21 protein-coding genes and 2 pseudogenes are annotated in these 24,998 nt (G+C 69.0%); 16 read left to right on the top strand and 7 right to left on the bottom strand.

The genetic code is table 11. From position 1 onward, the window contains the following. Positions 1-91: 91 nt before the first annotated feature. The 8 genes and pseudogenes from AC2W7K_RS01760 to AC2W7K_RS01725 all read left to right on the top strand — a co-directional run bounded on the left by AC2W7K_RS01760 (position 92) and on the right by AC2W7K_RS01725 (position 8,796). On the top strand, positions 92-1,075 hold the full coding sequence (locus tag AC2W7K_RS01760) for an SDR family oxidoreductase (RefSeq protein ID WP_198498771.1): 984 nt from the start codon (positions 92-94) through the stop codon (positions 1,073-1,075). 73 nt (positions 1,076-1,148) lie between these two features. Next, a pseudogene (locus AC2W7K_RS01755) lies at positions 1,149-2,527 on the top strand (flavin monoamine oxidase family protein). A 15-nt stretch (positions 2,528-2,542) separates the two neighbouring features. Next, complete coding sequence (locus AC2W7K_RS01750) at positions 2,543-4,081, top strand: APC family permease (protein WP_198498769.1); 1,539 nt, start codon at positions 2,543-2,545, stop codon at positions 4,079-4,081. A gap of 1 nt (position 4,082) precedes the next feature. Then, positions 4,083-4,514 carry a helix-turn-helix transcriptional regulator gene (locus AC2W7K_RS01745; RefSeq protein WP_198498768.1) on the top strand — a complete coding sequence of 144 codons (432 nt, stop codon included), beginning with the start codon at positions 4,083-4,085 and terminating at the stop codon, positions 4,512-4,514. Between the two features lies 1 nt (position 4,515). Further along, positions 4,516-4,935 (top strand): VOC family protein, encoded by a 420-nt coding sequence (locus tag AC2W7K_RS01740; RefSeq protein WP_198498767.1) that lies wholly within the window; start codon positions 4,516-4,518, stop codon positions 4,933-4,935. Positions 4,936-4,944: 9 nt separating this feature from the next. Continuing rightward, a pseudogene (locus AC2W7K_RS01735) lies at positions 4,945-7,321 on the top strand (ATP-binding cassette domain-containing protein). A 118-nt stretch (positions 7,322-7,439) separates the two neighbouring features. After that, on the top strand, positions 7,440-8,198 hold the full coding sequence (locus AC2W7K_RS01730; RefSeq protein ID WP_269780024.1) for a transglycosylase family protein: 759 nt from the start codon (positions 7,440-7,442) through the stop codon (positions 8,196-8,198). Positions 8,199-8,349: 151 nt separating this feature from the next. After that, on the top strand, positions 8,350-8,796 hold the full coding sequence (locus AC2W7K_RS01725) for a transglycosylase family protein (protein ID WP_486005691.1): 447 nt from the start codon (positions 8,350-8,352) through the stop codon (positions 8,794-8,796). Positions 8,797-9,052: 256 nt separating this feature from the next. Here the strand turns inward: AC2W7K_RS01725 and AC2W7K_RS01720 are convergent, their stop codons facing one another. After that, on the bottom strand, positions 9,053-9,256 hold the full coding sequence (locus AC2W7K_RS01720; protein ID WP_198498765.1) for a hypothetical protein: 204 nt from the start codon (positions 9,254-9,256) through the stop codon (positions 9,053-9,055). A gap of 170 nt (positions 9,257-9,426) precedes the next feature. On the opposite strand from AC2W7K_RS01720, the gene AC2W7K_RS01715 reads away from it, so the two are divergent. Further along, a complete protein-coding gene (locus AC2W7K_RS01715; RefSeq protein WP_198498764.1) occupies positions 9,427-10,782 on the top strand; it encodes an MFS transporter in 1,356 nt (451 codons plus the stop codon). Here the strand turns inward: AC2W7K_RS01715 and AC2W7K_RS01710 are convergent, their stop codons facing one another. After that, a complete protein-coding gene (locus AC2W7K_RS01710) occupies positions 10,783-11,376 on the bottom strand; it encodes a maleylpyruvate isomerase N-terminal domain-containing protein (protein ID WP_198498763.1) in 594 nt (197 codons plus the stop codon). It abuts the gene before it with no gap. 128 nt (positions 11,377-11,504) lie between these two features. Here AC2W7K_RS01710 and AC2W7K_RS01705 point away from each other — a divergent pair, with 128 nt between their 5' ends. From AC2W7K_RS01705 to AC2W7K_RS01685, 5 genes are all read left to right on the top strand, one after another. Further along, positions 11,505-12,251, top strand: coding sequence for a DUF5058 family protein (locus tag AC2W7K_RS01705; RefSeq protein WP_198498762.1), 747 nt, complete (start codon positions 11,505-11,507; stop codon positions 12,249-12,251). A gap of 10 nt (positions 12,252-12,261) precedes the next feature. After that, the gene (locus AC2W7K_RS01700) at positions 12,262-12,993 is read left to right on the top strand and encodes a hypothetical protein (protein ID WP_198498761.1); all 732 of its coding nucleotides are present in this window, start codon (positions 12,262-12,264) and stop codon (positions 12,991-12,993) included. Positions 12,994-13,020: 27 nt separating this feature from the next. After that, positions 13,021-14,262 carry an amidohydrolase gene (locus AC2W7K_RS01695; RefSeq protein ID WP_198498760.1) on the top strand — a complete coding sequence of 414 codons (1,242 nt, stop codon included), beginning with the start codon at positions 13,021-13,023 and terminating at the stop codon, positions 14,260-14,262. Further along, the gene (locus tag AC2W7K_RS01690) at positions 14,259-15,692 is read left to right on the top strand and encodes an amidase (protein WP_198498759.1); all 1,434 of its coding nucleotides are present in this window, start codon (positions 14,259-14,261) and stop codon (positions 15,690-15,692) included. Before AC2W7K_RS01695 ends, AC2W7K_RS01690 begins: the two co-directional genes overlap by 4 nt. A gap of 124 nt (positions 15,693-15,816) precedes the next feature. Then, positions 15,817-16,332 carry a ferritin gene (locus AC2W7K_RS01685; protein ID WP_137824099.1) on the top strand — a complete coding sequence of 172 codons (516 nt, stop codon included), beginning with the start codon at positions 15,817-15,819 and terminating at the stop codon, positions 16,330-16,332. Positions 16,333-16,445: 113 nt separating this feature from the next. Here AC2W7K_RS01685 and AC2W7K_RS01680 read toward each other — a convergent pair whose 3' ends face one another. Further along, positions 16,446-17,381 (bottom strand): AEC family transporter, encoded by a 936-nt coding sequence (locus AC2W7K_RS01680; protein WP_198498758.1) that lies wholly within the window; start codon positions 17,379-17,381, stop codon positions 16,446-16,448. Between the two features lie 91 nt (positions 17,382-17,472). Between AC2W7K_RS01680 and AC2W7K_RS01675 the strand changes: the two genes are divergently transcribed. Next, a complete protein-coding gene (locus tag AC2W7K_RS01675; RefSeq protein ID WP_198498757.1) occupies positions 17,473-17,937 on the top strand; it encodes an Hsp20/alpha crystallin family protein in 465 nt (154 codons plus the stop codon). A gap of 57 nt (positions 17,938-17,994) precedes the next feature. Here the strand turns inward: AC2W7K_RS01675 and AC2W7K_RS01670 are convergent, their stop codons facing one another. Then, complete coding sequence (locus AC2W7K_RS01670) at positions 17,995-18,717, bottom strand: class I SAM-dependent methyltransferase (RefSeq protein ID WP_198498756.1); 723 nt, start codon at positions 18,715-18,717, stop codon at positions 17,995-17,997. 135 nt (positions 18,718-18,852) lie between these two features. Between AC2W7K_RS01670 and AC2W7K_RS01665 the strand changes: the two genes are divergently transcribed. Beyond that, entirely contained in the window at positions 18,853-20,112 is a 1,260-nt protein-coding gene (locus AC2W7K_RS01665) for an aspartate aminotransferase type Ic (protein ID WP_198498755.1), read from the top strand. 77 nt (positions 20,113-20,189) lie between these two features. Here the strand turns inward: AC2W7K_RS01665 and AC2W7K_RS01660 are convergent, their stop codons facing one another. From AC2W7K_RS01660 to AC2W7K_RS01650, 3 genes are read right to left on the bottom strand one after another with little or no spacing between them, the layout of a single operon-like run. Beyond that, complete coding sequence (locus AC2W7K_RS01660) at positions 20,190-21,095, bottom strand: 3-hydroxybutyryl-CoA dehydrogenase (protein ID WP_269780022.1); 906 nt, start codon at positions 21,093-21,095, stop codon at positions 20,190-20,192. After that, entirely contained in the window at positions 21,092-21,592 is a 501-nt protein-coding gene (locus AC2W7K_RS01655) for a peptide deformylase (protein ID WP_198498754.1), read from the bottom strand. The genes AC2W7K_RS01660 and AC2W7K_RS01655 overlap by 4 nt, the downstream gene beginning before the upstream one ends. Then, positions 21,585-24,986, bottom strand: coding sequence for a pyruvate carboxylase (locus tag AC2W7K_RS01650; protein WP_486005690.1), 3,402 nt, complete (start codon positions 24,984-24,986; stop codon positions 21,585-21,587). Before AC2W7K_RS01650 ends, AC2W7K_RS01655 begins: the two co-directional genes overlap by 8 nt. Positions 24,987-24,998 lie beyond the last annotated feature (12 nt).

The raw sequence follows: 24,998 nt of genomic DNA, 5'->3' as shown, positions 1-24,998 counted from the left end.
CTCTCCCGACCGGCGACACAGCATCCATGGACAGAGATTCTATGCTCATCCCTGACAGTGGATGTCAGGGATCGGGGTCGAGGATCGATCCATGACGCATTCACCAGCTCCAGCTCAGTCCTCCACCCGACCCGCACCGACCCGTCTCGACAGCCGACCGTTGGCCGGCCGGACCGCTCTCGTCGCCGGGGCGACCCGCGGCGCCGGCCGGGCGATCGCCCGGGAACTCGCCGCCGCCGGAGCATTCGTGTGGTGCACCGGCCGGTCGACGGCCGGCGCACCATCGGACTACGGGCGACCGGAGACGATCGAGGAGACGGTCGACCTCATCCGCGCCGCCGGGGGAGAGGGGCAGGCCGTGGTCTGCGACCACCTCGACGAGGAGTCGTTGTCCGCCCTGGCCGAGCAGGTCGAGGCGGAGGGCCGGGGCCTCGACATCCTCGTCGGCGACATCGGCGGAGAGGCGTACGTGTCCTGGGGTCAGCCGCTGTGGGAGGGCGACGGCGCCCAGGGTCGGCGACTCCTCGAGACCGGTCTGCTCAGCCACCTCCTCACCGCCCGTGCCCTCCTCCCGCTGCTCACCCGCACACCGGGCGGGCTCCACATCGAGATCACCGACGGCACGAGCGCCTACAACGCGACGCACTTCCGCGAATCCATCTGGCTCGACCTCACGAAGACGGCGATCAGCCGGTTCGCCTTCGGTCTCTCCCATGAGCTCGCCCCCGTCGGCGCGACCGCCGTGGCCCTGACCCCGGGTTGGCTGCGCTCGGAGATGATGCTCGAGGGCTTCGCGACGACTGAGGAGACGTGGCTGACCGACGCCCTCGACGAGTCGAACGAGGCCGCACCCCGGGACTTCGCGATCTCCGAGACCCCGCACCTGATCGGCCGCGGCATCGCCGCACTCGCCGCCGATCCCGACCGTCACCGCTTCACGGGACTCACGCTGAGCAGCTTCGACCTCGCCGGCACCTACGATCTCACCGACCTCGACGGCTCCCGACCCGATTCGTGGGGCTACCTCGCCGCGAAGGAGGACGATCCGTCCGCGGACCCGATGACCTTCCGATGACCGGGTGTCGTGAGACACCGCTACCCAACCCCGGTGCCCGGGACTACTCTGGCAGTACATCAGAGGAACCACGATCCTTGAGGGGAGCGCCATGTCGGAGGAGACAGCAGACGTCATCATCGTCGGAGCCGGGCCGACGGGGCTGACCGCCGCCCGCGCGCTCACCGCGGCGGGCCGGTCGGTCATCGTCCTCGAAGCCCGCGACCGGGTGGGCGGGAGGACGTGGACGGACACGATCGACGGACAGATGTTCGAGATCGGCGGCCAGTGGATCTCACCGGACCAGACGGCGATCCTCGACCTCGTCGACGAACTCGGCCTGACGACCTACCAGCGCTACCGGGACGGCGACAGCGTCTACCTCGCACCCGACGGGACCCGCACCGTCTACGACGGCGGCATGTTCCCCGTGCCCGCGGCCACGCAGGCGGAGATGGAACGCCTCATCGGCCTGCTGGACGACCTCGCCGAGCGCATCGGCGCCGACGCCCCGTGGGACGCCGCCGAGGCGCCGACCTCGACGCAGTCTCCTTCCAGCACTGGCTGGAGGGGCAGTCCGACGACGCGCTCGCGGTGGCGAACATCGGGATGTTCGTCGCCGGAGGCATGCTGACGAAGCCGACGACCGCGTTCTCGGCGCTCCAGGCGATCCTCATGGCCGCCTCGGCGGGATCGTTCTCCCACCTCGTCGACGACCACTTCATCCTCGACCGCCGGGTCGTCGGCGGCATGCAGTCGGTGTCGCAGCGCCTGGCCGCCGACCTCGGCGAGGACATCGTGCGGCTGAACAGCCCCGTCCGAACCATCGACTGGAGCGGTGAGAACGTCGTCGTCTCCACCGATGACGCGTCCTACACCGGCACCGCGGTGATCGTCGCCGTCCCGCCCAACCTCTACTCCCGGATCACCTACGTCCCGCACCTGCCGCGCCTCCAGCAGGTCTTCCACCAACACCAGTCGATGGGGCTCGTCATCAAGGTCCACGCGACGTACCCGCGCCCGTTCTGGCGGGAGCAGGGCCTGTCGGGCACCGGTTTCGGCGCCGGCCACCTCGTCCAGGAGGTCTACGACAACACGAATCACGGGGAGGAGCAGGGAACGCTCGTCGGCTTCATCTCCGACGTCAACGCCGACCGCATGTGGGCACTGAGCGAGGAGGACCGGAAGACTGAGATCCTCGAGGCGATCGCCGCGTTCCTCGGACCGGAGGCGCTCACCCCGACGGTCTTCCACCTCTCGGACTTCGGGGCCGAGGAATGGACGCGCGGGGCGTACGCGACGAGCTACGACCTCGGGGGACTGAGCCGCTGGGGCCGGTACCAGAACGATCCCGTCGGGCCGCTCCACTTCGCGAGCTCGGACATCGCCGGCCGCGGCTACCAGCACGTCGACGGCGCGGTGCGGATCGGGCGGGACACCGCTGAGACGGTGCTTCGCGCTCTCGCCGACTAGTGGTTAGATGAACGGATGACTTCGGCAACACCCGCACCAGAACGCCCCATCGAAACCGACTCCGGCCTGAGCGCAAAGGGGCTCTCCGCCGGCAAGGTCGGTGCGATCGGCGGCGCGATCATCGGCATCGCCTGCATCGCGCCCGCGTACACGCTCACATCGGGGCTCGGCCCGACGATCTCCGAGGTCGGGGTCCACACCCCCGCGATCCTCCTCATCGGCTTCGTCCCCATGCTCCTCGTCGTCTTCGGCTACCGGGAGCTCAACACCGCGATGCCCGATTCGGGCACGACCTTCACGTGGGCGACGCGCGCCTTCGGCCCGTGGCTCGGATGGATGGGCGGTTGGGGGCTCATCGCCGCGACCGTGCTCGTCCTGTCCAACCTCGCCGCCGTCGGCGTCGACTTCCTCTTCATCCTCCTCAGCCAGATCTTCTCCGATCCCGCGATCGCCGACCTCACCCGGGTGCTGTGGATCAACATCCCCATCACCATCCTGCTCACCGCGGTCGCCGCCTGGATCTCCTACCGCGGCGTCGAAGCCACCGAGAAGGTCCAGGTCTGGCTCGTCGCCTTCCAGGTCATCGCGCTCGGGTGGTTCGTCATCGCCGCACTCATCCACGTCGCCAACGGCACCGCCTTCGACGCCACCCCGGTCAGCCTCGACTGGTTCAACCCGGTCGCGGCCGGGGACTTCTCGACGATCGCGGCGGCCGTGTCGCTGTCGATCTTCCTCTTCTGGGGCTGGGACACCGTCATCACGATGAACGAGGAGGCCAAGGACCCGGAGAAGACCCCCGGCCGGGCGGCGATGCTGACGATCGTCGCGATCGTCGTCATCTACCTCGCCTGCACGATCGCCGTCATCGCCTACGCCGGCGTCGGCACGGAGGGCCTCGGGGCCGGCAACCCGGAGAACCAGGAGTCGATCTTCGCAGCACTCGCCTCACCGATCATGGGCCCCTTCGCCATCATCGTCTCGATCGCCGTGCTCTCCTCGTCACTCGCCTCGCTGCAGTCGACGATGGTCTCACCCTCACGCACGATCCTCGCGATGGGCCACTACGGTGCGCTGCCGAAGCGCTACGGCAACGTCTCCCCGCGCTTCAAGTCGCCCTCGGTCGCGACGATCACCTCGGCGGCAGCGGCGATCATCTTCTACGTCGTCATGCGCCTGCTGTCCGAGAACGCCCTGTGGGACACGATCACCGCGCTCGGGCTCATGGTCTGCTTCTACTACGGGGTGACCGGACTCGCCTGCACGTGGTACTTCCGCCGGTCCCTCTTCCTCTCCGCCCGGACGGTGTTCTTCCGCTTCCTCTTCCCCCTCCTCGGCGGACTCACCCTCCTCGTCATCTTCGTCCGCACCGCGATCGACTCCCTCGACCCCTCGTACGGGTCGGGGTCATCGGTCTTCGGCATCGGCCTCGTCTTCGTCCTCGGGATCGGGGTGCTCCTCCTCGGCGTCGTCATCATGATCATCCAGGCCGTGCGCCACCCCGCGTACTTCCGCGGGGAGACGCTGAAGAAGGGCATCCACGCCGAGGCGGCCTGAGGTGGGGGAGAGGCATCGGCTGGCCGAGCTGCGGGCGCTGCGGCGGGTCCGCGATCGCATCGACCGCGAGTTCGACCGACCCCTCAACGTCCCCGACCTCGCGGCCGGGGTGCACATGTCGGCCGGTCATCTCAGCCGCCGCTTCAAGGCCGCCTACGGCGAGTCGCCGTATGCCTACCTGCTCACCCGGCGCATCGAGCGGGCGATGTCGCTCATCCGCCGCGGCGACCTCTCGATCACCGAGATCTGCTTCGCCGTCGGGTTCACCTCGCTCGGCACCTTCAGCACGCGGTTCTCCGAGCTCGTCGGCATGTCACCGACGAGCTACCGGCAGCGGGCGGTCCACGGCGACCTCGACCTTCCGACGATCATCGCCAAGACCGTGCTCAGGCCCGTCAGGAATCGAGAAGTGGGACACCGCCCCGGCGACTAGCATGAGAGTCATGGACATCTCGATCACTGCCAGCTTCCTTCCGCACACCGACGCCGAGGCGTCACTGACCTTCTACCGCGACGTCCTCGGCTTCGAGGTCCGCCTCGACGTCGGCCAGGGCCAGATGCGCTGGATCACCGTCGGCGCCCCCGACCAGCCCGACACCTCGATCGTGCTCACCCCGGCCGTCGTCGACCCGACGCTCACCGATGCCGAGCGCGAGACCATCGAGGCGCTCATGGCCAAGGGCAGCTACGCGTCCATCGTCTTCGCGAGCCCCGCTGTCGACGCCGTCTTCGCCGAGGTCGAGGCGAAGGGCGCCGACATCGTCCAGGAGCCGATGGACCAGCCCTACGGTCTGCGCGACTTCGCGCTGCGCGATCCGGCCGGCAACCTCATCCGCGTCCAGCAGCGGGACTGAAGGGCCGCGATGACCCAGGCAGCGGACAGCCATGACCTCATCCGGGTGCGCGGGGCCCGGAGAACAACCTCCGCGACGTCTCCGTCGACCTGCCCAAACGCCGGCTCACCGTGTTCACCGGTGTCTCCGGGTCGGGCAAGAGCTCACTCGTCTTCGGCACGATCGCCGCGGAGTCGCAGCGGATGATCAACGAGACCTACAGCGCCTTCGTCCAGGGGTTCATGCCGCAGATGGCCAGGCCCGACGTCGACGTCCTCGAGAACCTGACGACGGCGATCCTCGTCGATCAGGAGCGGATCGGGGCGAACCCGCGCTCGACCGTGGGCACCGTGAGCGACATCAACGCGAAGCTGCGGATCCTCTACTCCCGGCTCGCCGAACCGAACCTCGGCTCGCCCAACGCCTACTCGTTCAACGTCGCGACGATCAGCGGCAAGGGCGCGGTGACGACGGTCAAGGGCGATGCGAAGGAGGTCGAACGGCGCGAATTCAGCGTCAACGGCGGCATGTGCCCGCACTGCGAGGGGATGGGCACGGCCACCGACATCGACGTCGCGCAGATCGTCGACGAGACGAAGTCGATCAACGAGGGGGCGATCACCGTCCCCGGGTTCAAGGTCGGCGGCTGGTCCGTCCGCTTCTACGCGGAGTCGGGGTTCTTCGACCCCGACGTCCCGGTGGCCGAGTTCACGGCCGCGCAGCGGCGCGCCCTGCTCGATCTCGAGGGGGAGAAGATCGTCGTCAGCGGGACGAACCTCACCTATGACGGCCTCATCCCGAAGATCCGGAAGTCGTTCCTGTCCAAGGACCGCGACGGCATGCAGAAGCACATCCGGGAGTTCGTCGACCGCGCCGTCGTCTTCACCGAGTGCCCCGAGTGCCACGGCACGCGGCTCAATGCGGCGGCGCGGTCCTCGCTGCTGGCCGGGAAGTCCATCGCCGAGGTGTGCGCGATGGAGATCTCGGAGCTGACCGCGTGGCTCGCTGAGATCGACGACCCCGGTGTCGCACCGCTCGTCGCGTCTCTGAAAGAGACCGTGCAGGCCTTCGTCGACATCGGACTCGGCTACCTCTCCCTCGAGCGCTCATCGGGGTCGCTGTCCGGGGGAGAGGCCCAGCGGATCAAGCTCGTCCGCCATCTCGGCTCCGCGCTCACCGACGTCACCTACGTCTTCGACGAACCGACGATCGGCCTCCACCCTCACGACATCGAGTCGATGAACCGTCTGCTCCTGCAGCTGCGGGACAAGGGCAACACCGTCCTCGTCGTCGAGCACAAACCGGAGACGATCGGCATCGCCGATCATGTCGTCGACCTCGGCCCCGGTGCCGGCACCGCAGGGGGAGAGATCTGCTTCACCGGCACGGTCGCGGGTCTGCGGGAGTCGGGCACGCGCACCGGCGATCATCTCGGCTTCACCGCCGCGCTCAAGGAGGCCGTGCGCACACCGACGGGCGCACTGGAGATCAGAGGAGCGGACGGCCACAATCTCCGCGACGTCGACGTCGACATCCCCCTCGGGGTGCTCACCGTCGTCACCGGGGTCGCCGGATCCGCAAGAGCACGCTCATCGACACCTCGCTCGTCACCCGCGACGGGGTCATCATCATCGACCAGACGCCGATCAGGGGATCGAGACGGAGCAATCCGGCGACGTACACCGGCATGCTCGAACCGATCCGCAAGGCGTTCGCGAAGGCCAACGACGTCAAACCGGCCCTCTTCAGCGCGAACTCCGAAGGGGCCTGTCCGGTGTGCAACGGGGCCGGCGTGATCTATTCGGATCTCGGGATGATGGCGGGGATGTCGGCCCCGTGCGATGTCTGTCAGGGCAAGGGCTTCCAGGCCGCGGTGCTCGACTACACGTTCGGGGGCAGGAACATCCGCGAGGTGCTCGACATGCCCGCCGCCGAGGCGGTCGACTTCTTCTCAGCGGGGGAGTCGAGGATCCCGCAGGCCGCGAAGATCGCCGCCACCCTCGTCGACGTCGGTCTCGGCTACATCAGTCTGGGCCAGCCGCTGACGACGCTGTCCGGCGGTGAGCGGCAGCGCCTCAAACTCGCCGCGCATCTGTCGGCGAAGGCCGCCGACGCGGCGTCGGTCATCGTGCTCGACGAGCCGTCGACCGGCCTCCACCTCGCCGATGTCGAGAACCTCCTGCGCCTCCTCGACGGCCTCGTCGACGCCGGCCGTACCGTCATCGTCATCGAACACCATCAGGCGGTCATGGCGCATGCCGATCACATCATCGATCTCGGGCCGGGAGCCGGACACGACGGCGGGCGGGTCGTCTTCACCGGCAATCCCGCCGAGCTCATCGCCGACGGTGCCACGCTCACGGCGCGCCACCTCGGCGATTATGTCCGGCAGAGTGTACAGGTGTGAACTTTCCGTGCCCGTATAGACACGGCCGGAGAAGTCGATTACCGTTTCTAACGGTTCGGTAACGTCCGGCCGTGTCCGAGGCTCCTTCCCAAGGGCATGCACCCACCTCACAACGGAGATGACCACTGTGAAACTCGTCAGCACCTTCCTGCGCAGATCCGCGATGCTCGTCGGGGCCGGGGCACTGGCCGCGGCCGGTCTCCTCGGTGCGAATGCGCCCGCCCAGGCCGATGAGTCCGAGAGTGTGTGGGATCGCGTCGCCGCCTGCGAATCGAGCGGCGACTGGAGCATCAACACGGGCAACGGCTACTACGGCGGTCTGCAGTTCTCGCTGCAGACGTGGAAGGCGTTCGGCGGTGAGGGCATGCCGCACGAAGCCAGCCGTGAGGAGCAGATCCGGATCGCGCAGAAGACGCTCGCCGTGCAGGGTCCCGGCGCCTGGCCGACGTGCGGGAAGAAGGCCGGCCTGACGAAGGCGAACGGCGCTGCCGATGACGGCGGAGCCTCCGAGGCCGAGAAGGACGAGGACGCGAAGGCCGAAGAGCCGAAGAAGGACGAGCCGAAGCCCGAAGAGCCCAAGGCCGAGGAACCCAAGAAGGACGAACCGAAGGCTGAGGAGCCGCCGGCACCCGAGGAGCCCAAGGCCGAGGAACCGAAGGCTGAAGAGCCGAAGGCTGAAGAGCCGAAGGCTGAAGAGCCGAAGCCTGAGGAGCCCGCCGCGGAAGAACCGGCAGCGCCCGAAGAGCCGACGGACGACGCGCCTGCCGACGGCACCGCCGGCGACTCGGCAGACACCGGCGACGCACCCGAGTCGGACGACGGCGGGAGCCCGCCGAACGGCACCGGCCTCACCGGGCACGTCATCCAGATCTTCTGATCCGGGGGAGTCGGCGCACTCAGGGCACGGTGACCGTCCTCTGAGACGATTCCCACGCGCGGACCCCGGACAGATGTGCTCATCGTCGTTAGCGTGGATAACGGTTCGGTAACGGCCGGACCGCTTGACCGAATGCAGTCGATCTTTGGAGATGACATTCGTGAGACACGCTGCGACCACTCTGCGCAGAACAGCACTGCTCACCGGAGTCGGCGCGATCGCCGCCGCCGGACTCGTCGGCCTCAGTCCACCAGCCCAGGCCGCTGAATCCGAGAGCGTCTGGGATCGCGTCGCCGACTGTGAGTCCGGCGGTGACTGGAGCATCAACACGGGCAACGGCTACTACGGCGGTCTGCAGTTCTCGGAGCAGACATGGGAGGCGTTCGGCGGTGAGGGCATGCCGCATGAGGCGAGCAAGCAGGAGCAGATCCGCATCGCCCAGAAGACGCTCGCGGAACAGGGACCCGGTGCCTGGCCGACATGCGGTGAGAAAGCCGGCCTGACGAAGGAGACCGGCGCCGCGGACGACGGCGGCGGCTCCGGTGGTTCGGACGACTCCGGCAAGGTCGGCCTCGGCGGCTACGTCGGGAGCGGATGACCGTCGGATCATCGTGTGGCCGCGGACAGCTGGACGCTGTTCGCGGCCACACGCACATTCACGGCACTGCCGCGTCCCGGCCTTCCAGCGTATAGCGCCGATAATATACATTATGTTAACTAAACCGATGAAGCCACTGCCCCGGCCTCATCTCGTGTCTCTCATGGAGCCCGCAGGTCGACATGGAGCGTGCAGGCCATCCCGGAGTCTGCGGGTCGACACGGAGTCCGCAGCGTCGGCCCGTGCTGCGCGCGACTCACTGATCGCCGCTTTCGCCGGCCTGCGCGACCATGACTTGCGGCCCGCCTGTGCGACGGCGGCTTTCGGATTGCCCGGACTTCTCGGAACCATTGCCGGCCAGCGCATCGCGCACCGGCATCTCCACCTGCTCGGTGGTCGGATGAACTCGCCTGAGCGACACCAGCGTCCAACCGAATGCTCTGCCCCGACTCTCAGTCATCGGACTACTCCCCTAGTCACACCCCGGGCTCAGCCGATCTCGGCGTCGATTCGCCTCCACGGAAGGAGCAGACATCGGACTGTTGACTTATCTAACGAGCGTTCAATAGGGTGAGTGTGATCGCGGCCACAGGAGATCGGTCGGATGTCACCACGACGCAAGGAAGCTTCATGGTTCACCCTCAGTCCACTCCCCCTGTCGCACTCGCTTCAGCCGGGTCGGAATCCCGCCGCAAGGCCTGGTCGCTGACAGGTCTGCTCGTCGTCCTCTACGTCGTCAACTACGGCGACAAGGCCGCCTTCGGCATCATCGCCCAGGCCCTCGGGGAGGAACTCGGCATCAGCGCCGCTCAGATCGGCCTCGTCGGCAGCCTCTTCTTCTTCGCCTTCACGGTCGGCGGCTTCTTCGCCGGCGCCCTCAACCGCTGGATGTCGCTGCGCACCGTCCTCCTCGTGCTCGCACTCGTGTGGGCGGCCGCCATGCTCCCGCTCGTCGTCGCCGCGACCTTCGCCGTCCTCGTCGCCTCCCGGATGCTCCTCGGCTTCGCCGAGGGCCCGAGCTCCGCCCTCATCCACACCGCCGCATATTCGTGGCACCCCTCGTCACGCCGCGGCTTCCCGGGTGCGCTGCTCGCCAGCGCCGCCTCGGTGGCGAAGATCGTCCTCGCTCCCCTGCTCGCCTACCTCTCGGTGACGTTCGGCTGGCGCAGCGCGCTCATCACGATGGCCGTCATCGGCATCGTCTGGTGCTTCTTCTGGCTGCGCTTCTGGGAGGTCGGCCCCTACATCCCGGCGAAGGCGACCGGACCGGCGAAGAAGGCGCACTCCGACGCCGCAGCCGAGGACACCGCCGCGGATGACTCGGACGAGCCCCGCGTGCCGTGGGCGAGGATCTTCCTCACCCGCACCTTCCTCACCGGTGTCCCGCTCGTGGCGAGCATCTACGCCCTCGTCACCGTCGTCCTCACCTGGCTGCCGTCGTACTTCGAGGTCGGTCTCGGCTTCAGCCGCCTCGAGGCCGGGTCGATGCTCGCGATCCCCTCGATCGTCGGTCTCATCAGCCTCATCGGCGGCACCCTGCTCTCCGACTTCCTCCTCGCCCGCGGCTGGTCGTCGCGGTTCGTCCGCATCGTCGGACCCTCGCTGCTCGTCGTCGTCGGCGGCGGCATCCTCTTCCTCCTGCCCTCGATCGAGAACGCGGCCGCCGCGGTCGCGATCGTCGCGATCGGCTACGGCGTCGGGGTCGTCGTCCTCCCGCTGTCGAATGCCGCGGTCTCCGAGATCTGTCCGCCCCAGCAGACCGCCGGCACCCTGGGGGTGTTCCTCGCCCTCATGGCCATCGGCGGGCTCGTCGGACCCTACGTCACCGGGCTCATCGTCGATGCCGCCGCCAGCCCCGGCCTCGGCTATGCGACGGCCTTCCAGGTCCTCGGCGTCGCCGCGGCGGTCTCGGCGGTGCTCACTCTGCTCTTCGCCAATCCCGAACGCGACAAGGTCATCGTCCGCGGCGCCGCCGCCCAGGAATGATCATCCGCGGCGGCTGACCGGGCGTCCCGACAGCAGGAGCACCCGGTCGGCCGCACTCGCGGCCGGCGCGTCGGTGCGCGGCGGCGCATAGCCGCCGGTGTCGCCGAGGTCGACGATGAGCGCGGCGAGGTCGGTCGCCATGAACTCCGCGAGCGCCTCATCGACCGGCCACGGATCGCCGGTGCCGGCGGAGAGGTCAGCGGCATGGAGGGCGAGTTCGAGGATCCGCATCCGCACGAGCTGGGTGCCCGGCAGATCCCCGATGCGGTGGCTGACCGAGACGCTGAGATCGACCTCGGCGGCGAGCCGGCGGAAGCGGTGCTCATGGGTCCAGAACGCCTCGAGCGGATCCTCGCCGAGGTGGTCCCGGTCCCTCGTCGCCTCCACCTCGGCGGGCGGGTCCTGGGCGAGCAGCATCGCGTACCGCAGTCCCCCGCCGATGAGGTGGTTGACGAGATCGCGGTTCGACCAGCCCCCGCAGCCGCTCGGCGCGGCATAGTGCGCACTCGCCTCGGGCGGTCCCAGACGCCGCAGCGCCTGCACCCAGCAGGCTTCGGCGCGGTCGAGATTCTCGGCGATGACGGGCTCGAGCATGTCACCGATTCTGCCACGACCACCGGCTTCTCATCTGATGGGAAGTTTCGCGCTGCCTCTGGGCCGCCTCGGCGTTTGGGGTTATCTTGCTCACACGAGAAGAATCACCCGAGGTGAGGAGTCCGACCATGGTGACGGCAAGTGCCTCCGCCGACTATCTGCCCCTGGCCAACGCCCCGGTCCTGTGGATCCTCGCGCTGTCCGTCATGGGCGTCGTCGTCATCCAATCCCTCATCTACATGCGCGCGGTGCGGCAGAACGCCGCCTCGGCCGACATGAGCCAGGCCGAGGTCACCGCCGCCTTCCGGGCCGGCGGGGTCGCGGCGATCGGCCCCTCGCTCGCCGTCGTCCTCGTCGCCATCGCTCTCCTGCCGCTCTTCGGCACTCCCCCGGTCATCGTCCGCGTCGGCCTCATCGGCTCCGCCGCCACCGAGGTGGCCTCGGCCTCGATCGCGGCCGGGACGATGGACGCCAACCTCGGCGATGCGACCTTCACCCGCGGCGTCTTCATCGTCGCGCTCATGGCGATGAGCCTCTCCGGCGCCGGCTGGATGCTCTCGGCGCTCATCCTCACCCCGATCTTCAAACGCAGCTCCCACAAGCTCGAGAAGATCAATCCCGCCCTCATGTCGCTCGTGCCCGGTGCCGCGCTGCTCGCGGCGTTCGCGGCGCTGACGTTCCGCGAGATCCCGAAGTCGCCCACCCACGTCATCGCGATCGCCGTGTCCGCGGTGACGATGGCGATCTGCCTCGCCGCCGCCCACGTCCTCCGCCAGTCGTGGCTGAAGGAATGGGGACTGGGCATCTCCGTGCTCGCCGGTCTCGTCGCCGCCTACTTCGCCCACTACGCCGGCCTCGGCATGCCCGACGCCTGAAGGAGGCCTCATGTCCGTCATTCCCTCGCCCTCGCATGAGGCATTCGAAGCCACGACGACGAAGTGGGGCTCGATCACGCTCTTCATCGGGTTCCTCATCGCCACCTCGGTGCCGTTCTACCTCCTCGTCGTCGCCGACGCCGACATCGGGTTCGGCGACATCCTCACCGCGTTCCTCGCCGTCTTCGCCGTCTACGGCGTCTTCTACGTCGTCGAACCGCTCACGTACTTCCCCATCCTCGGACCGGCCGGGATGTACCAGGCGTTCATGATCGGCAACGTCGCGAACAAGCTGCTGCCCTCGGCGATCGTCGCCCAGGACACGATCGGGGCGAAGCCGGGCACCCGGAAGGGCGAGTACGCGGCGACGATGGCGATCTGCGGGGCCGCGATGATCCACGTCGTCTCCATGGTCCTCTTCGTCGGGGTCCTCGGCACCTGGCTCGTCACGGTCATCCCGGAGAACATCACCCTCATCGCCCAGCTCTACATCCTCCCGGCGATCCTCGGCGGGGTCACCGTCCAGCTCATCGTCTCACTCCGGCAGGTGAAGTCGACGATCATCGCGCTGGCCGTCGCCGCCCTCGTCATCCTCGTCCTCATTCCGGTCGTGCCCGTCCTCGCCCCCGGCGACGTCGCTATTGTGGTCATTGTCACCATCGTCATCACGTGGTTCACCCGGAACCGGGCCGTCACCGACACCCGCGATGACTCCGGTGAGGACACCGTCGGGATCAACTGAGCTCCCGACCGAGCACGAAAGGACGCCATGCCGCTGACAACGCGCCTGCGCACCGCGGTCACCGATTCCCTCGCCGAGGCGGTCGCCGACTACCAGCAGTTCCACCGCACCCCCGAGCTCTCCATGGCCGAGACGCAGACGGCGGCAGCGATCGCCGAGTTCCTCACCGGACTCGGCCTCGCACCCCAGACGTTCGGCGGCACCGGCGTCGTCGCCGTCATCGAGAACGGCGAGGGACCCGTCGTCGCCTACCGCGCCGACACGGACGGACTGCCGATCGCCGAGGACACCGGACTCGACTACGCCTCCCACGCCGAGGGCACCCTGCCCGACGGGACGACGACCCCGGTCATGCACGGCTGCGGCCACGACACCCACATCACCGTCGGCCTCTACCTCGCCCGGTTCCTCACCGAGCACCGGGAAGCGTGGGCCGGCACCGTCGTCCTCCTCTTCCAGCCCGGGGAGGAGACCGCTGCGGGAGCGCAGGCGATGCTCGACGACGGCCTGTGGGAGACCGTGGTCAATCCCGAGGTCGTCTACGGTCAGCACGTGTGGCCCGGACGTGCCGGAGACGTCTACGTCTCCTCCGGCACGGCGATGGCGATGTCGGACTCCCTGCGCGTCACGGTCCGCGGGAAGCAGGCGCACGGCTCCCAGCCGGAGAACGCGATCGACCCGATCGTCCTCGGCGCCTTCATGATCACCCGCCTCCAGTCGATCGTGTCCCGGGAGATCTCGGGCCGCGACACCGCCGTCGTCACCGTCGGCACGTTCCACGGCGGACTCAAGGAGAACATCATCCCCGAGACCGCGGTCTTCACCCTCAACATCCGCACCTTCGACGAGGACGTCCGCGCCGTCGTCCTCGACCGGGTCCACCGCATCGTCCGCGCCGAAGCCGAGGCCTCCGGCGCCCCCGAGCCTCTCATCGAACCGATGCACTCCTTTCCCCGCTGCGTCAACGATCCCGATCGCACGGCCGCCTTCGTCTCCGCCGCGGGCGCCGAACTCGGCGAGGACCACGTCCACGTCGTGCCCGCCGTGACCGGCAGTGAGGACTTCGGGGCGTTCGGCGACGCGCTCGGAGTGCCCTACGTCTACTGGTTCTTCGGCGGCTACTCCCCCGCCATCCTCGACGGCGACGAACCGCCGGCGGGCAACCACTCCCCGCACTTCGCCCCCGACGATGTGCCCACCACCCTGGAGACGGGCCTGCGCGCCGCCCTGACGGCCGTGCTCTCCGACCTCGGGAGGGCGGAGGGATGAGTGAGGACCTGCGCTGGATGAGCACCCGCGAACTCGCCGCGAGGATCGCTGACAAGGAGATCTCGGCCCGGGAGGCGCTGGACGATCAGCTGCGCCGCATCGACGAGGTCAACCCCGCGCTCAACGCCGTCGTCACCCGCGACGACGACCGGTCGCGGGCGGAAGCCGCAGCCGCCGACGAGGCGCTCGCGGCCGGAGCCGAGATCGGCCCGCTCCACGGAGTGCCGATGACCCACAAGGACACCAACGACACCGCGGGCATGCGGACGACGTGGGGGTCGCCGATCTTCGCCGACCGCGTGCCGCAGTCCGACTCCCTCATCATCTCCCGGCTGCGCCGTGCCGGGGTGATCACGACGGGCAAGACGAACGTCCCCGAGTTCGCCGCCGGCTCCCACACGTTCAACCCCGTCTTCGGCGTCACCCGCAACCCGTACGATCTCGACAAGTCCGCCTCGGGCTCCTCCGGCGGCGTCGGAGCGGCCCTGGCCGCGGGCATCCAGGCCTCCGGCGACGGGTCCGACATGGGCGGATCGCTGCGCTCCCCCGGGTCCTTCAACAACGTCGCCGGCTTCCGTCCGACGAACGGGCGGATCCCCAACTCCTCCCCCTCGCCGTTCTCCTGGCTCGGACAGACCGGCTTCATGGCGCGCACCGTCTCCGACATCGCGTTCCTCATGAGCATCGCCGCCGGTCCCGAACCCGGACTGCCGGCGATCCTGGCCGAACCCGGGTCCGTCTTCGACCGTCCCCAGTTCCGCCTCGGCGGGCAGGCCCCCGACCTCACGGGCGTCCGGATCGGGTTCAGCCCCGACCTCAAGGGCCTCCTGCCCGTCGAGCCGGAGGTCGTCGACATCGTCGCGGCCACCGCTCCCGTCTTCGCGGACCTCGGTGCCTCCGTCGACGATGTCATCCCCGATCTCTCCGACGGCGACGAGGTCTTCGGCGTGCGCCGGGCCATGGACTTCCTCGCCTCCTGGGGCGGGCTCTACGAGACCGATCGCGACCGGATGAAGGAATCCGTGCGCTGGAACATCGAAGCCGGGCAGCGGCTCACCGGCCCGCAGATCGTCTCCGCCGAGGCCGCCCGCGCCAGGCTGAGCGGCGAGGTGCAGCGGTTCTTCGCCGATCACGATCTCCTCGTCCTCACCACGTGCCAGGTCCTGCCCTTCGACGTCGGCATCGAATACCCCATGGAGATCGACGGCACCCAGCTCGAGACCTACCTCGACTGGATGCGGGCGCTGTGCCTCATCACCGCCACCGGCTGCCCCGCGATCTCCGTGCCCGCCGGGTTCTCCGCCGCGGGACTGCCCGTCGGGGTCCAACTCGTCGCGAAGCCCGGCGACGACGTCCGCCTCCTCGAGATCGCCCACGCCTTCGAACAGGCCACCCGGTGGAATGAGCGCCACCCGGAGATCGGCGAGTGATGGTTCGGCTTGCCTCAGCACTGTTTGCCGAGCCTTTCCACACTGGAATGATTCCAGAAATGGTGTCAAGCTGGTCACGACGCAGGCGGCAGTCCGCTGCCTGACAACGCATTAGGAGATTCACATGCACCTGAGCCCCGCAATGCAGAAGGTCCTCGGCGAGCAGGTCACGCTCGAACTCGAGGCCTCGATGGTCTACCTGCAGATGTCCATTCAGCTCGACGACCTCGAGCTCACCGGCATGACCCGGTGGATGCGCGCCCAGTCGGAGGAGGAGCAGGTCCACGCCGCGAAGTTCATCCAGCACTGCGTCGACCGCGGCTTCGCCCCGCAGATCGGTGACATCGCCGCCCCGAAGGTCTCCGGCTCCCGTCCGCTCGACTTCTTCAAGGCCGCGCTCGCCCACGAGGAGAAGGTCTCCGAGTCGATCCGCAACATCTACCGCACCGCCCAGGCCGAGGGCGACCTCGACGTCCTTCCCCTGCTCAACTGGTTCATCGACGAGCAGGTCGAGGAAGAGGCGAGCATCTCCGAGATCATCGGTCGCCTCGAGATCGTCGGCGACAGCGGCTCGGGTCTGCTCTCGATCGACAACGCGCTCGGTTCGCGTCACCCGGACATCTCCGCCGACAGCGAGTGAGACTCCGCTGACAGCGAATGAGACTCCGCTGACACGGCCGGTTCCCCACCGCGGGGAGCCGGCCGTTGTGCTTCCCCACGCCGGGCCGACTTCCGGCCCCTGCGGCGGACTCCTCAGACCCCGAAGACGAGCTGGGCGAGGAGCAGCGTCGGGGGCAGGGTGGCGAGCATGAGCACCGTCTGGGCGGCGATGAGCGCGGCCATGAGCTCGGCGTTGCCGCCGAGCTGCCGGGCCATGACATAACCCGAGCTCGCCGTCGCGATCGCCTGGAAGATCAGTCCGACCACGGCCGCCTCGGCGGGGACGTCGAGCACGACGAGCGCGGCGAGGCTGAGCCCGGGCAGGACGACGAGCTTGACCGCCGTCGACCAGACGAGGCCGGCGCCGTGCTCCCGCAGGGAGAACCACCGCAGTCCCGCTCCCACGCAGATGAGGCCGATCGGCAGGGCCGCAGCCGCGAGCGGATCGAGGACACCGGAGACGAGTTCCGGCAGCGCCCACCCGCTGAGGTTCCACAGTCCCCCGAGGGCGCACCCGATGACAAGGGGGTTGAGGACGATGACGCGGAGGAGGCCGAGGACCGACCGTCGTCCCGTGCGGAGGAACTCGAACCCGAGACTCGAGACGATGTTGACCGTGGGCACGAGGATGGCCGCGACGATCGCCGCCAGCGCTCCCCCGGTCGGTCCGAGCAGGCTCGCGGAGATCGAGAGGCCGATGTACGTGTTGAAGCGGATCCCGCCCTGGAGCACCGAGGTGAACGCCGGCAGATCCGCGGCGACGACGCGGCGGAGGACGATGATGAACAGCGAGACGATGAGCGTGGGCACGACGAGGGCGACGGCGAGTCGGAGCACGGGGACGGCGGTGACGTCCACCTCGGCGACGGAGGTGAAGAGGAGGACGGGCAGGAGACAGTAGTACGCGAGCCTCTCCGCCCCCGCCCAGAAGTCCTCGCCGGAGAACAGCGGAGTCCTCCGCAGTCCCAGGCCGAGCACGATGAGTGCTGTGACCGGGACGAGGGCGGCGAGGATCGGAGACAGGCTCATATTGTTTGAGAGTTCCATGTGTGAGGATTGATTTCAAAATTGAGTGTGTTTGACTCAATACAGGACCGGTTCCCCCAATGAAAGGACGATCATGGCCACTCGCTTCGATCCCATCCGCGATCTCGACCGCTTCTTCACCGAGGTCACCCGCACCCCGAACGCCGCGACCATGCCGATGGACCTCTACCGCGACGGCGAGGTGTTCGTCGCGCAGATCGACATGCCCGGGGTCGACCCCTCGAGCATCGACGTCGATGTCGAGGACCGCACGCTCACGGTGCGCGCGCAGCGGACCTCACCGGTGGCGGACAAGGACGTCAAGTGGCTGACCAGGGAGCGGACCTCGGGCACGTACGCCCGCCAGCTCACCCTCGGCAACCGCGTCGCCCTCGACCGGATCCGCGCCGACTACGAGGACGGGGTGCTCACCCTGACGATCCCCGTCGCCGAGGAGGCACGACCGCGCAAGATCAGCGTCTCCCATCAGGCGCCGAAGCAGACCGAGGTCATCGAATCCACCGAGGTGGTCGAGACCGAGGACGACCGGCCCCTCTGAGCCAGGGCTGATCCGCACCGGCGGGCAGAGAAGCATGAGCGCGTGCCTGCCCGCCGTTCAGCGTTCACGCGCGAGCAGGTAGGCCAGGCACATGTAGGGCAGGTCGACGGTGCCGGTGATCGGATGCTCCTCGGTGAGATAGCCGCGCAGGTTCGCCTCGACGCGGCTGCGGGTCGCCTCGCTCGACCGCAGCCAGTACGACCGGGTGCGCGCGAGATCGACGATGCCGTCGACGTCGAGCGGGGTGGAGAAGTCGATGACGGCCCGGTCGTGGAGGCTGAAGCCGCGCGGCGCGGGCACGTACGCGGGCCGGTAGACGTCCCCGGCGTGCATGATGCGGCTGAGCCGCAGCACCCAGTCGACGCGGACGTCGAGTTGGTTGATGAGGATGAGCAGCCGACCGGAGGGCGTGAGGATCCTCGCGATCTCCTCCCCCGCCGCCGCCTCGTCGAACCAGTGCCAGGCCTGGGCGACCGTGACGACGTCGACGCTGCCGGTCGCCAGGCCGGTCGTCTCCGCGGACCCGACGAGAGACGGTGCCGGATTGTGCTCGAGGGCCGCGGCGTCGGGGTCGACGGCGACGACCTCGGCGCCGGCGGCGAGCAGCCTCCGACTGAGGATTCCCGTGCCCGCCCCGAGGTCGCACACCCGCAGCCCGGCCCAGCCGGCGCCGAGGAGGTCGAGGGCCGCCTGCGGATAGTCGGGGCGGACGGCGTCGTAGAGGTGGGCCTGAGTGCCGAACCGAGTCCCATGCGCGGCCTGAGCCCGGGGTCTGACCATGGCGCTGTCCTCCTCTGCGACTCTGCGGCCGATCGTCTCAGGAACACACTCTAACGAACACGCCCGGCCCGCCCTGTGACTAGGATGGAGGCACCGGCAGTCACCACCGCCGCAGCGCGGCGAGAAGGAGCATCGATGACCCCCACCCCCGATCTCGAGTCCGCACTCGAGAAGGCCTCCCGCGCGTACGAGGAGTTCGCCTCGCGCGGCCTCGACCTCGACATCACCCGAGGCAAGCCGAGTCCCGCCCAGCTCGACCTCGCGGTCGACCTGTTCACGCAGGTGACCGGGGACGACTACCGGACACCGGGGGGTGTCGACACGCGCAACTACGGTGGCCTCGACGGGATCATCGAACTCCGGGAGATCTTCGCGCCGCTGCTCAAGGTGCCCGCCGAGCAGCTGCTCGCCGGCGGCAACGCCTCGCTCACCCTCATGGCGCAGGCGCTCACCTTCGCCCTCCTCCACGGCACAGCCGCCGATTCCACCCCGTGGGGGGCGGGCACCCACAAGCTCATCTGCCCGGTCCCCGGCTACGACCGCCATTTCACTCTCGCCGAATCCCTCGGCTTCGAGCTGCTGAGCATTCCGATGGACGATGAGGGCCCCGACCTCGACGCGGCGCAGCGCCTCGCCGCGGACCCGACCGTCAAGGGCATGTGGCTCGTGCCGATGTACTCGAACCCGACGGGGATCACCATCACTCCCGACCGGGCCGCCGCGCTGGCGGCGATGCCCGCTGCCGCCCCGGACTTCACGCTGCTCTGGGACAACGCGTACGCCCTTCACCACCTCCGCGACGAACACCCGGAGACGATCGACATCCTCTCCCTCTGCGCGGCCGCCGGCCATCCCGAACGCCCCTGGATCTTCGCCTCGACCTCGAAGATCACCCATGCCGGTTCCGGAGTCTCGTTCTTCGCCGGTGGTCCGGAGACCATGCGCTGGTTCACCTCGAACCTCGCGAACATCGCGATCGGGCCCGACAAGGTCAACCAGCTGCGTCACCTGCGCTTCTTCAAGGACAGCCAGGGCGTGATCGACCATATGCGCAAGCACGCGGAGATCATCGCCCCGAAGTTCGACGCGGTGCTCGACGCTCTGGAATCCGGACTCGGCGGAACCGACCTCGCGACGTGGACGAAGCCCGACGGCGGCTACTTCATCACCCTGACCACCCTCGAGGGCACGGCCGATCGGATCGTCAAGCTCGCCGCCGAGGCCGGGGTCAAGCTCACCCCGGCCGGGGCGACGCACCCGTACGGGCTCGACCCGCAGGGCAATGTCATCCGCATCGCTCCGACGATGCCGACCCTGGCCGACGTCGAACTCGCCGCCGAGGGACTCGTCGCCTGCGTCAAGCTCGCCAGCTACGAGAAGCTCCTCGCCGGCTGAGCTCAGGGCCCCGCCGTTCGACGCCGACGGGGCTGCCTGCGCACGATGCGCAGACAGCCCCGTCGGCGTGTGCGGGCTCAGTACTCGTAGAAGCCGCGGCCGGTCTTCCTCCCGAGGAGACCGGCATCGACCATGCGGGAGAGGAGGACCGGAGGCTTCGCGGCGGGATCCCCGGTCTCATCGAAGATGCTCTGAGCCGCGAACAGGCAGGTGTCGAGCCCGACGAGATCGGCGAGGGCGATCGGACCCATCGGGTGGGCGGCCCCGCCGACCATGCCGGCGTCGATGTCCTCCTTCGTCGCCGCCCCCGACTCGAGCATGCGGATCGCCGAGCACAGGTACGGGATGAGGAGGGCGTTGACGATGAACCCGGGCCGGTCCTGGGCCTGCACCGGTGTCTTGCCGAGCACCTGTGACACGAACTCCGTGACGGACTCGGCCACGCCCGGGTCGGTGAGCACCGAGGACACGACCTCGACGAGCGGCTGGACGGGTGCGGGATTGAAGAAGTGGATGCCGAGGACCCGCTCGGGTCGCGAGGTCGCCTGTGCGAAGCGGATGATCGGCATCGACGAGGTGTTCGATGCGAAGATCGCCTCCTCATCGGTGACGACCTCGTCGAGGCGGGCGAAGATCGACTTCTTGATCTCCTCGTTCTCGCTCGCCGCCTCGATGACGAGCTGCCGGTCGGCGAGCTCGGTGATGTCGGTGGTGAATCGCAGCCGCGCCTTGGCCGCCTCGCTCTCGGCGGCCGTGAGCTTGCCCTTCTCCACGGCCCGGGCCAGTGACTTCTCGATCCGCGCCTGACCGGCGGCAGCCGCCTCGTCGCTGACCTCGGAGACGATGACGTCGAGACCGGACTTCGCGAGCACCTCGGCGATGCCGGCTCCCATGAGTCCGCTGCCGATGACAGCGGTGCGGGCGATGACCATGGACTTCCCTTCGTTCTCGGCACCCCGGGCGGGCGCCTCGGTGACTGTCATGAGGCGAGGAACCAGTCCGCGCTGCGGATGGCCTTCATCGCCTCGCGGCGGCGCTCCCCCGGCAGCGTCTGGATGTAGACCTGCCCGTCGAGGTGCGCCACCTCGTGCTGGAGCATCTGCGCGAACACCTCGGTGCCGGAGATCTCGATCGGGTTGTTCTGCGCGTCGACACCGCGCACCCGGGCGAACTCCCACCTCGGGGTGAGGAAGAAGAGCCCCGGCACGGACAGGCAGCCTTCGTCGATGTCGCGCAGCGCACCGCCGAGTTCGACGATCTCGGGGTTGATGACGTACCCGGTGCGCCCGTCGAGGTCGTAGCCGAAGGCCCGCAGCCCCACCCCGATCTGCGGTGCGGCGACGGCTGCCCGCCCCTCGGGCAGGGACGAGTCGACGAGGTCGGCGGCCAGTGCCGCCACGGAGTCGTCGAAGACGGTGATCGGGTCGGCCTTGCTGCGGAGCACGGGGTCACCCCACAGGCGGATGTCCCGCTCAGGCATCGATGACCGCCACGAGATCGCCGCCCTCGAGCTGGGAGACGGAGTCGATCGCGATCCGGGAGATCGGCCCGGCCACGGGCGCGGTGATCGAGGCCTCCATCTTCATCGCCTCGATCGTCGCGATGACATCGCCGGCCTCGACGGTGTCGCCGACGCCGACCTGGAGGGTGACGACACCGGCGAACGGGCTCGAGACGTGCCCCGGCTTCGACGGGTCGGCCTTCTCCGCGGTCTTGACGTCGGACTCGACGGACCGGTCGCGGACCTCGAGCGGACGCAGCTGCCCGTTGAGGGTGAACATCACCGAGCGCATGCCGCGTTCGTCGGTGTCGCCGATCGCGCGCAGGCCGATGAGGAGGTTCTTGCCCTTGGACAGTTCGACGGTCGCCTCCTCACCCGAGGTCAGGCCGTAGAGGTACTCGGCGGTCTCGACGATCGAGAGGTCGCCGAAGCTCGAGCGCATCCGCTCGAACTCCTTCGTCGGGGCGGGGAAGAGCAGTTCGTTGAGCTTCGCCTGCCGCTCGGGCCCGGGGGTCTCAAGCGCCTCCGCGTCCGCCGCAGCGAGCTCCTCGGTGACGGGCTTGTGGGTGCGACCGGCGAGGGCCTTCGTCCGGAAGGGCTCGGGCCAGCCGCCCGGAGGGTCACCGAGGTCGCCGGAGAGGAAGCCGATGACCGAATCCGGGATGTCGAACTTCTCGGGGTTCTCCGCGAACTCGGCCGGGTCGACGCCGGCTCCGACGAGGTGGAGGGCGAGGTCGCCGACGACCTTCGACGAGGGCGTGACCTTGACGAGGTGGCCGAGGATGTCATCGGCGGCCTCGTACATCTTCTCGATCTCCTCGAACCGCTCCCCGAGGCCGAGGGCCACGGCCTGCTGCCGCAGGTTCGAGAGCTGACCGCCGGGGATCTCGTGCCGGTAGACGCGACCCGTCGGCCCGGGCAGACCCGATTCGAAGGGCGCGTAGACCTTGCGCACCGACTCCCAGTAGGATTCGAGGTCCTCGACGGCGGTGAGGCTGATGCCGGTGTCCCGGTCGGTGTGCTCGAACGCGGCGACGAGGGCGGAGAGGCTCGGCTGGCTCGTCGTGCCGGCCATCGCCGCCGAGGCGGCATCGACGGCGTCGGCCCCGGCGCCGGCCGCGGCGAAGAGGGTCGCGAGCTGACCGCCGGCCGTGTCATGGGTGTGGACGTGGACGGGCAGGTCGAAGTTCTCCCGCAGCGCGGTCACGAGCTTCGCTGCGGCGGCCGGGCGGAGCAGGCCGGCCATGTCCTTGACCGCGAGCACATGCGCTCCGGCCTCGACGATCTGCTCGGCGAGTCGGAGGTAGTAGTCGAGGGTGTAGAGCTCCTCGGCGGGATCGAGGATGTCCGAGGTGTAGCAGAGGGCCACCTCGGCGATCGTCGTGTCCGTGCCGCGCACCGCCTCGATCGCCGGACGCATCTGCTCGATGTCGTTGAGGGCGTCGAAGATGCGGAAGACGTCGATGCCGGTGCGGGCCGCCTCGTCGACGAAGGCATCGGTGACCTGGGTGGGGTACGGCGTGTAGCCGACGGTGTTGCGCCCGCGCAGGAGCATCTGCAGGGCGATGTTCGGCACGGCCTCGCGCAGCTGGGCCAACCGCTCCCACGGATCCTCGCCGAGGAAGCGCAGGGCGACATCGTAGGTCGCCCCGCCCCAGGCTTCGATGCTCAGCAGCTGCGGGGTCATCCGCGCGACATGGCCGGCGACGGCGAGGAGGTCGCGGGTGCGCACCCGGGTGGCGAGAAGGGACTGGTGGGCGTCGCGGAACGTCGTGTCCGTGACCGCCAGGGCCTCCTGCTCGCGCAGGGACCGGGCGAAGGCCTCGGGACCGAGCTCGAGGAGGCGGTCGCGGCTGCCGGGAGGCGGAGCCTGGCCGAGGTCGAGGACGGGCAGCTTGTCGGCCGGGCGCAGGCGCACGGTCGGCTCGCCGTGGGGCCGGTTGACGGTGACGTCGGCGAGGTAGTCGAGGATCTTCGAGCCGCGGTCGGCGCTGACCCGGGCGTCGAGGAGCTGCGGGCGCTCCTCGATGAACGAGGTCGCGAGGTCGCCGGCGACGAACGAGGGGTCCTCGAGCACGGCCTGGAGGAAGCCGATGTTCGAGGACACGCCGCGGATGCGGAACTCCGCGAGGGCGCGGCGGGCGCGGGAGACGGCCTGGGCGAAGTCGCGTCCGCGGCACGTGAGCTTGACGAGCATCGAGTCGAAGTGCGCGCTCACCGAGGCGCCCGCGTGGACGGTGCCGCCGTCGAGGCGGACGCCCGCGCCGCCGGCGGACCGGTAGGCGGTGATCGTGCCGGTGTCGGGCCGGAACGAGTTCGCCGGGTCCTCCGTCGTGATGCGGCACTGCAGGGCAGCGCCCTTGATCCGCATGTCCTCCTGGCGCAGTCCGAGGTCGGCGAGCGTCTCCCCCGCTGCGATGCGCATCTGCGAGGCGACGAGGTCGACGTCGGTGATCTCCTCGGTCACGGTGTGCTCGACCTGGATACGGGGGTTCATCTCGATGAAGACGTGCTTGCCCGCCCGGGGGCCGTCGGTCTCGAGGAGGAACTCGACGGTGCCGGCGTTCTGGTAGCCGAGCGCCTCGGCGAACTTCAGGGCGTCGGAGTGCAGCGCCGCGGCGATCTCGGGGTCGAGGTTGGGCGCCGGAGCGATCTCGATGACCTTCTGGTGGCGGCGCTGGACGGAGCAGTCGCGTTCGAAGAGGTGGATCGCGTTCGCATCGTTGTCGGCCAGGATCTGGACCTCGATGTGGCGCGGGCGCTGCACGGCCTGTTCGATGAAGACCGTGGGGTCGCCGAAGGCGCCTTCGGCTTCGCGCATCGCAGCCTTGAGGGCGTCCTCGAGCTGGTCGGGGTCCGAGACCCGGCGCATGCCGCGGCCACCGCCGCCGGCGACGGCCTTGACGAAGAGGGGGTACTCCATCGCTGAGGCGTCGGCGAGCAGCTGGGCGATGTCCGCCGAGGGACGGGTCGAGTCGAGAACGGGGATGCCTGCTCCGCGGGCTGCCGAGAGCGCCTGGACCTTGTTGCCGGCGAGTTCGAGGACATCGGCCTTGGGGCCGATGAACGTGATGCCGTTCTCTGCGCACGCGCGGGCGAGATCGGGGTTCTCCGAGAGGAAGCCGTACCCGGGGTAGACGGCGTCGGCGCCGGACTCCTTGGCGACGCGGATGATCTCCTCGACGTTGAGGTAGGCACGGACAGGGTGTCCCTCGTCGCCGATCATGTAGGCCTCGTCGGCCTTCATCCGGTGTTCGGAGTTGCGGTCTTCGTAGGGGAAGACAGCAACGGTCGAGGCGCCGAGTTCGTACGCCGCGCGGAACGCGCGGACGGCGATCTCCCCGCGATTGGCCACAAGCACTTTAGAGAACATCCGTGTTTCTCG

The sequence above is a fragment of the Brevibacterium sp. LAARM2_SD2 genome, from assembly GCF_057364785.1.
This window is presented reverse-complemented; position numbering and strand designations above follow the sequence as displayed.

Excerpts from the sequence above, each read along its gene's own strand:
- AC2W7K_RS01705 (WP_198498762.1), top strand. The coding sequence starts at position 11,505 with ATGGTGACGGCAAGTGCCTCCGCCGACTATCTGCCCCTGGCCAACGCC.
- AC2W7K_RS01660 (WP_269780022.1), bottom strand. The coding sequence starts at position 21,095 with ATGACAGTCACCGAGGCGCCCGCCCGGGGTGCCGAGAACGAAGGGAAG.
- AC2W7K_RS01685 (WP_137824099.1), top strand. The coding sequence starts at position 15,817 with ATGCACCTGAGCCCCGCAATGCAGAAGGTCCTCGGCGAGCAGGTCACG.
- AC2W7K_RS01750 (WP_198498769.1), top strand. The coding sequence starts at position 2,543 with ATGACTTCGGCAACACCCGCACCAGAACGCCCCATCGAAACCGACTCC.
- AC2W7K_RS01700 (WP_198498761.1), top strand. The coding sequence starts at position 12,262 with ATGTCCGTCATTCCCTCGCCCTCGCATGAGGCATTCGAAGCCACGACG.
- AC2W7K_RS01760 (WP_198498771.1), top strand. The coding sequence starts at position 92 with ATGACGCATTCACCAGCTCCAGCTCAGTCCTCCACCCGACCCGCACCG.
- AC2W7K_RS01670 (WP_198498756.1), bottom strand. The coding sequence starts at position 18,717 with ATGGTCAGACCCCGGGCTCAGGCCGCGCATGGGACTCGGTTCGGCACT.
- AC2W7K_RS01665 (WP_198498755.1), top strand. The coding sequence starts at position 18,853 with ATGACCCCCACCCCCGATCTCGAGTCCGCACTCGAGAAGGCCTCCCGC.
- AC2W7K_RS01720 (WP_198498765.1), bottom strand. The coding sequence starts at position 9,256 with ATGACTGAGAGTCGGGGCAGAGCATTCGGTTGGACGCTGGTGTCGCTC.
- AC2W7K_RS01690 (WP_198498759.1), top strand. The coding sequence starts at position 14,259 with ATGAGTGAGGACCTGCGCTGGATGAGCACCCGCGAACTCGCCGCGAGG.
- AC2W7K_RS01695 (WP_198498760.1), top strand. The coding sequence starts at position 13,021 with ATGCCGCTGACAACGCGCCTGCGCACCGCGGTCACCGATTCCCTCGCC.
- AC2W7K_RS01650 (WP_486005690.1), bottom strand. The coding sequence starts at position 24,986 with ATGTTCTCTAAAGTGCTTGTGGCCAATCGCGGGGAGATCGCCGTCCGC.
- AC2W7K_RS01730 (WP_269780024.1), top strand. The coding sequence starts at position 7,440 with ATGACCACTGTGAAACTCGTCAGCACCTTCCTGCGCAGATCCGCGATG.
- AC2W7K_RS01675 (WP_198498757.1), top strand. The coding sequence starts at position 17,473 with ATGGCCACTCGCTTCGATCCCATCCGCGATCTCGACCGCTTCTTCACC.
- AC2W7K_RS01655 (WP_198498754.1), bottom strand. The coding sequence starts at position 21,592 with ATGCCTGAGCGGGACATCCGCCTGTGGGGTGACCCCGTGCTCCGCAGC.
- AC2W7K_RS01740 (WP_198498767.1), top strand. The coding sequence starts at position 4,516 with ATGAGAGTCATGGACATCTCGATCACTGCCAGCTTCCTTCCGCACACC.
- AC2W7K_RS01725 (WP_486005691.1), top strand. The coding sequence starts at position 8,350 with ATGACATTCGTGAGACACGCTGCGACCACTCTGCGCAGAACAGCACTG.
- AC2W7K_RS01680 (WP_198498758.1), bottom strand. The coding sequence starts at position 17,381 with ATGAGCCTGTCTCCGATCCTCGCCGCCCTCGTCCCGGTCACAGCACTC.
- AC2W7K_RS01710 (WP_198498763.1), bottom strand. The coding sequence starts at position 11,376 with ATGCTCGAGCCCGTCATCGCCGAGAATCTCGACCGCGCCGAAGCCTGC.
- AC2W7K_RS01715 (WP_198498764.1), top strand. The coding sequence starts at position 9,427 with ATGGTTCACCCTCAGTCCACTCCCCCTGTCGCACTCGCTTCAGCCGGG.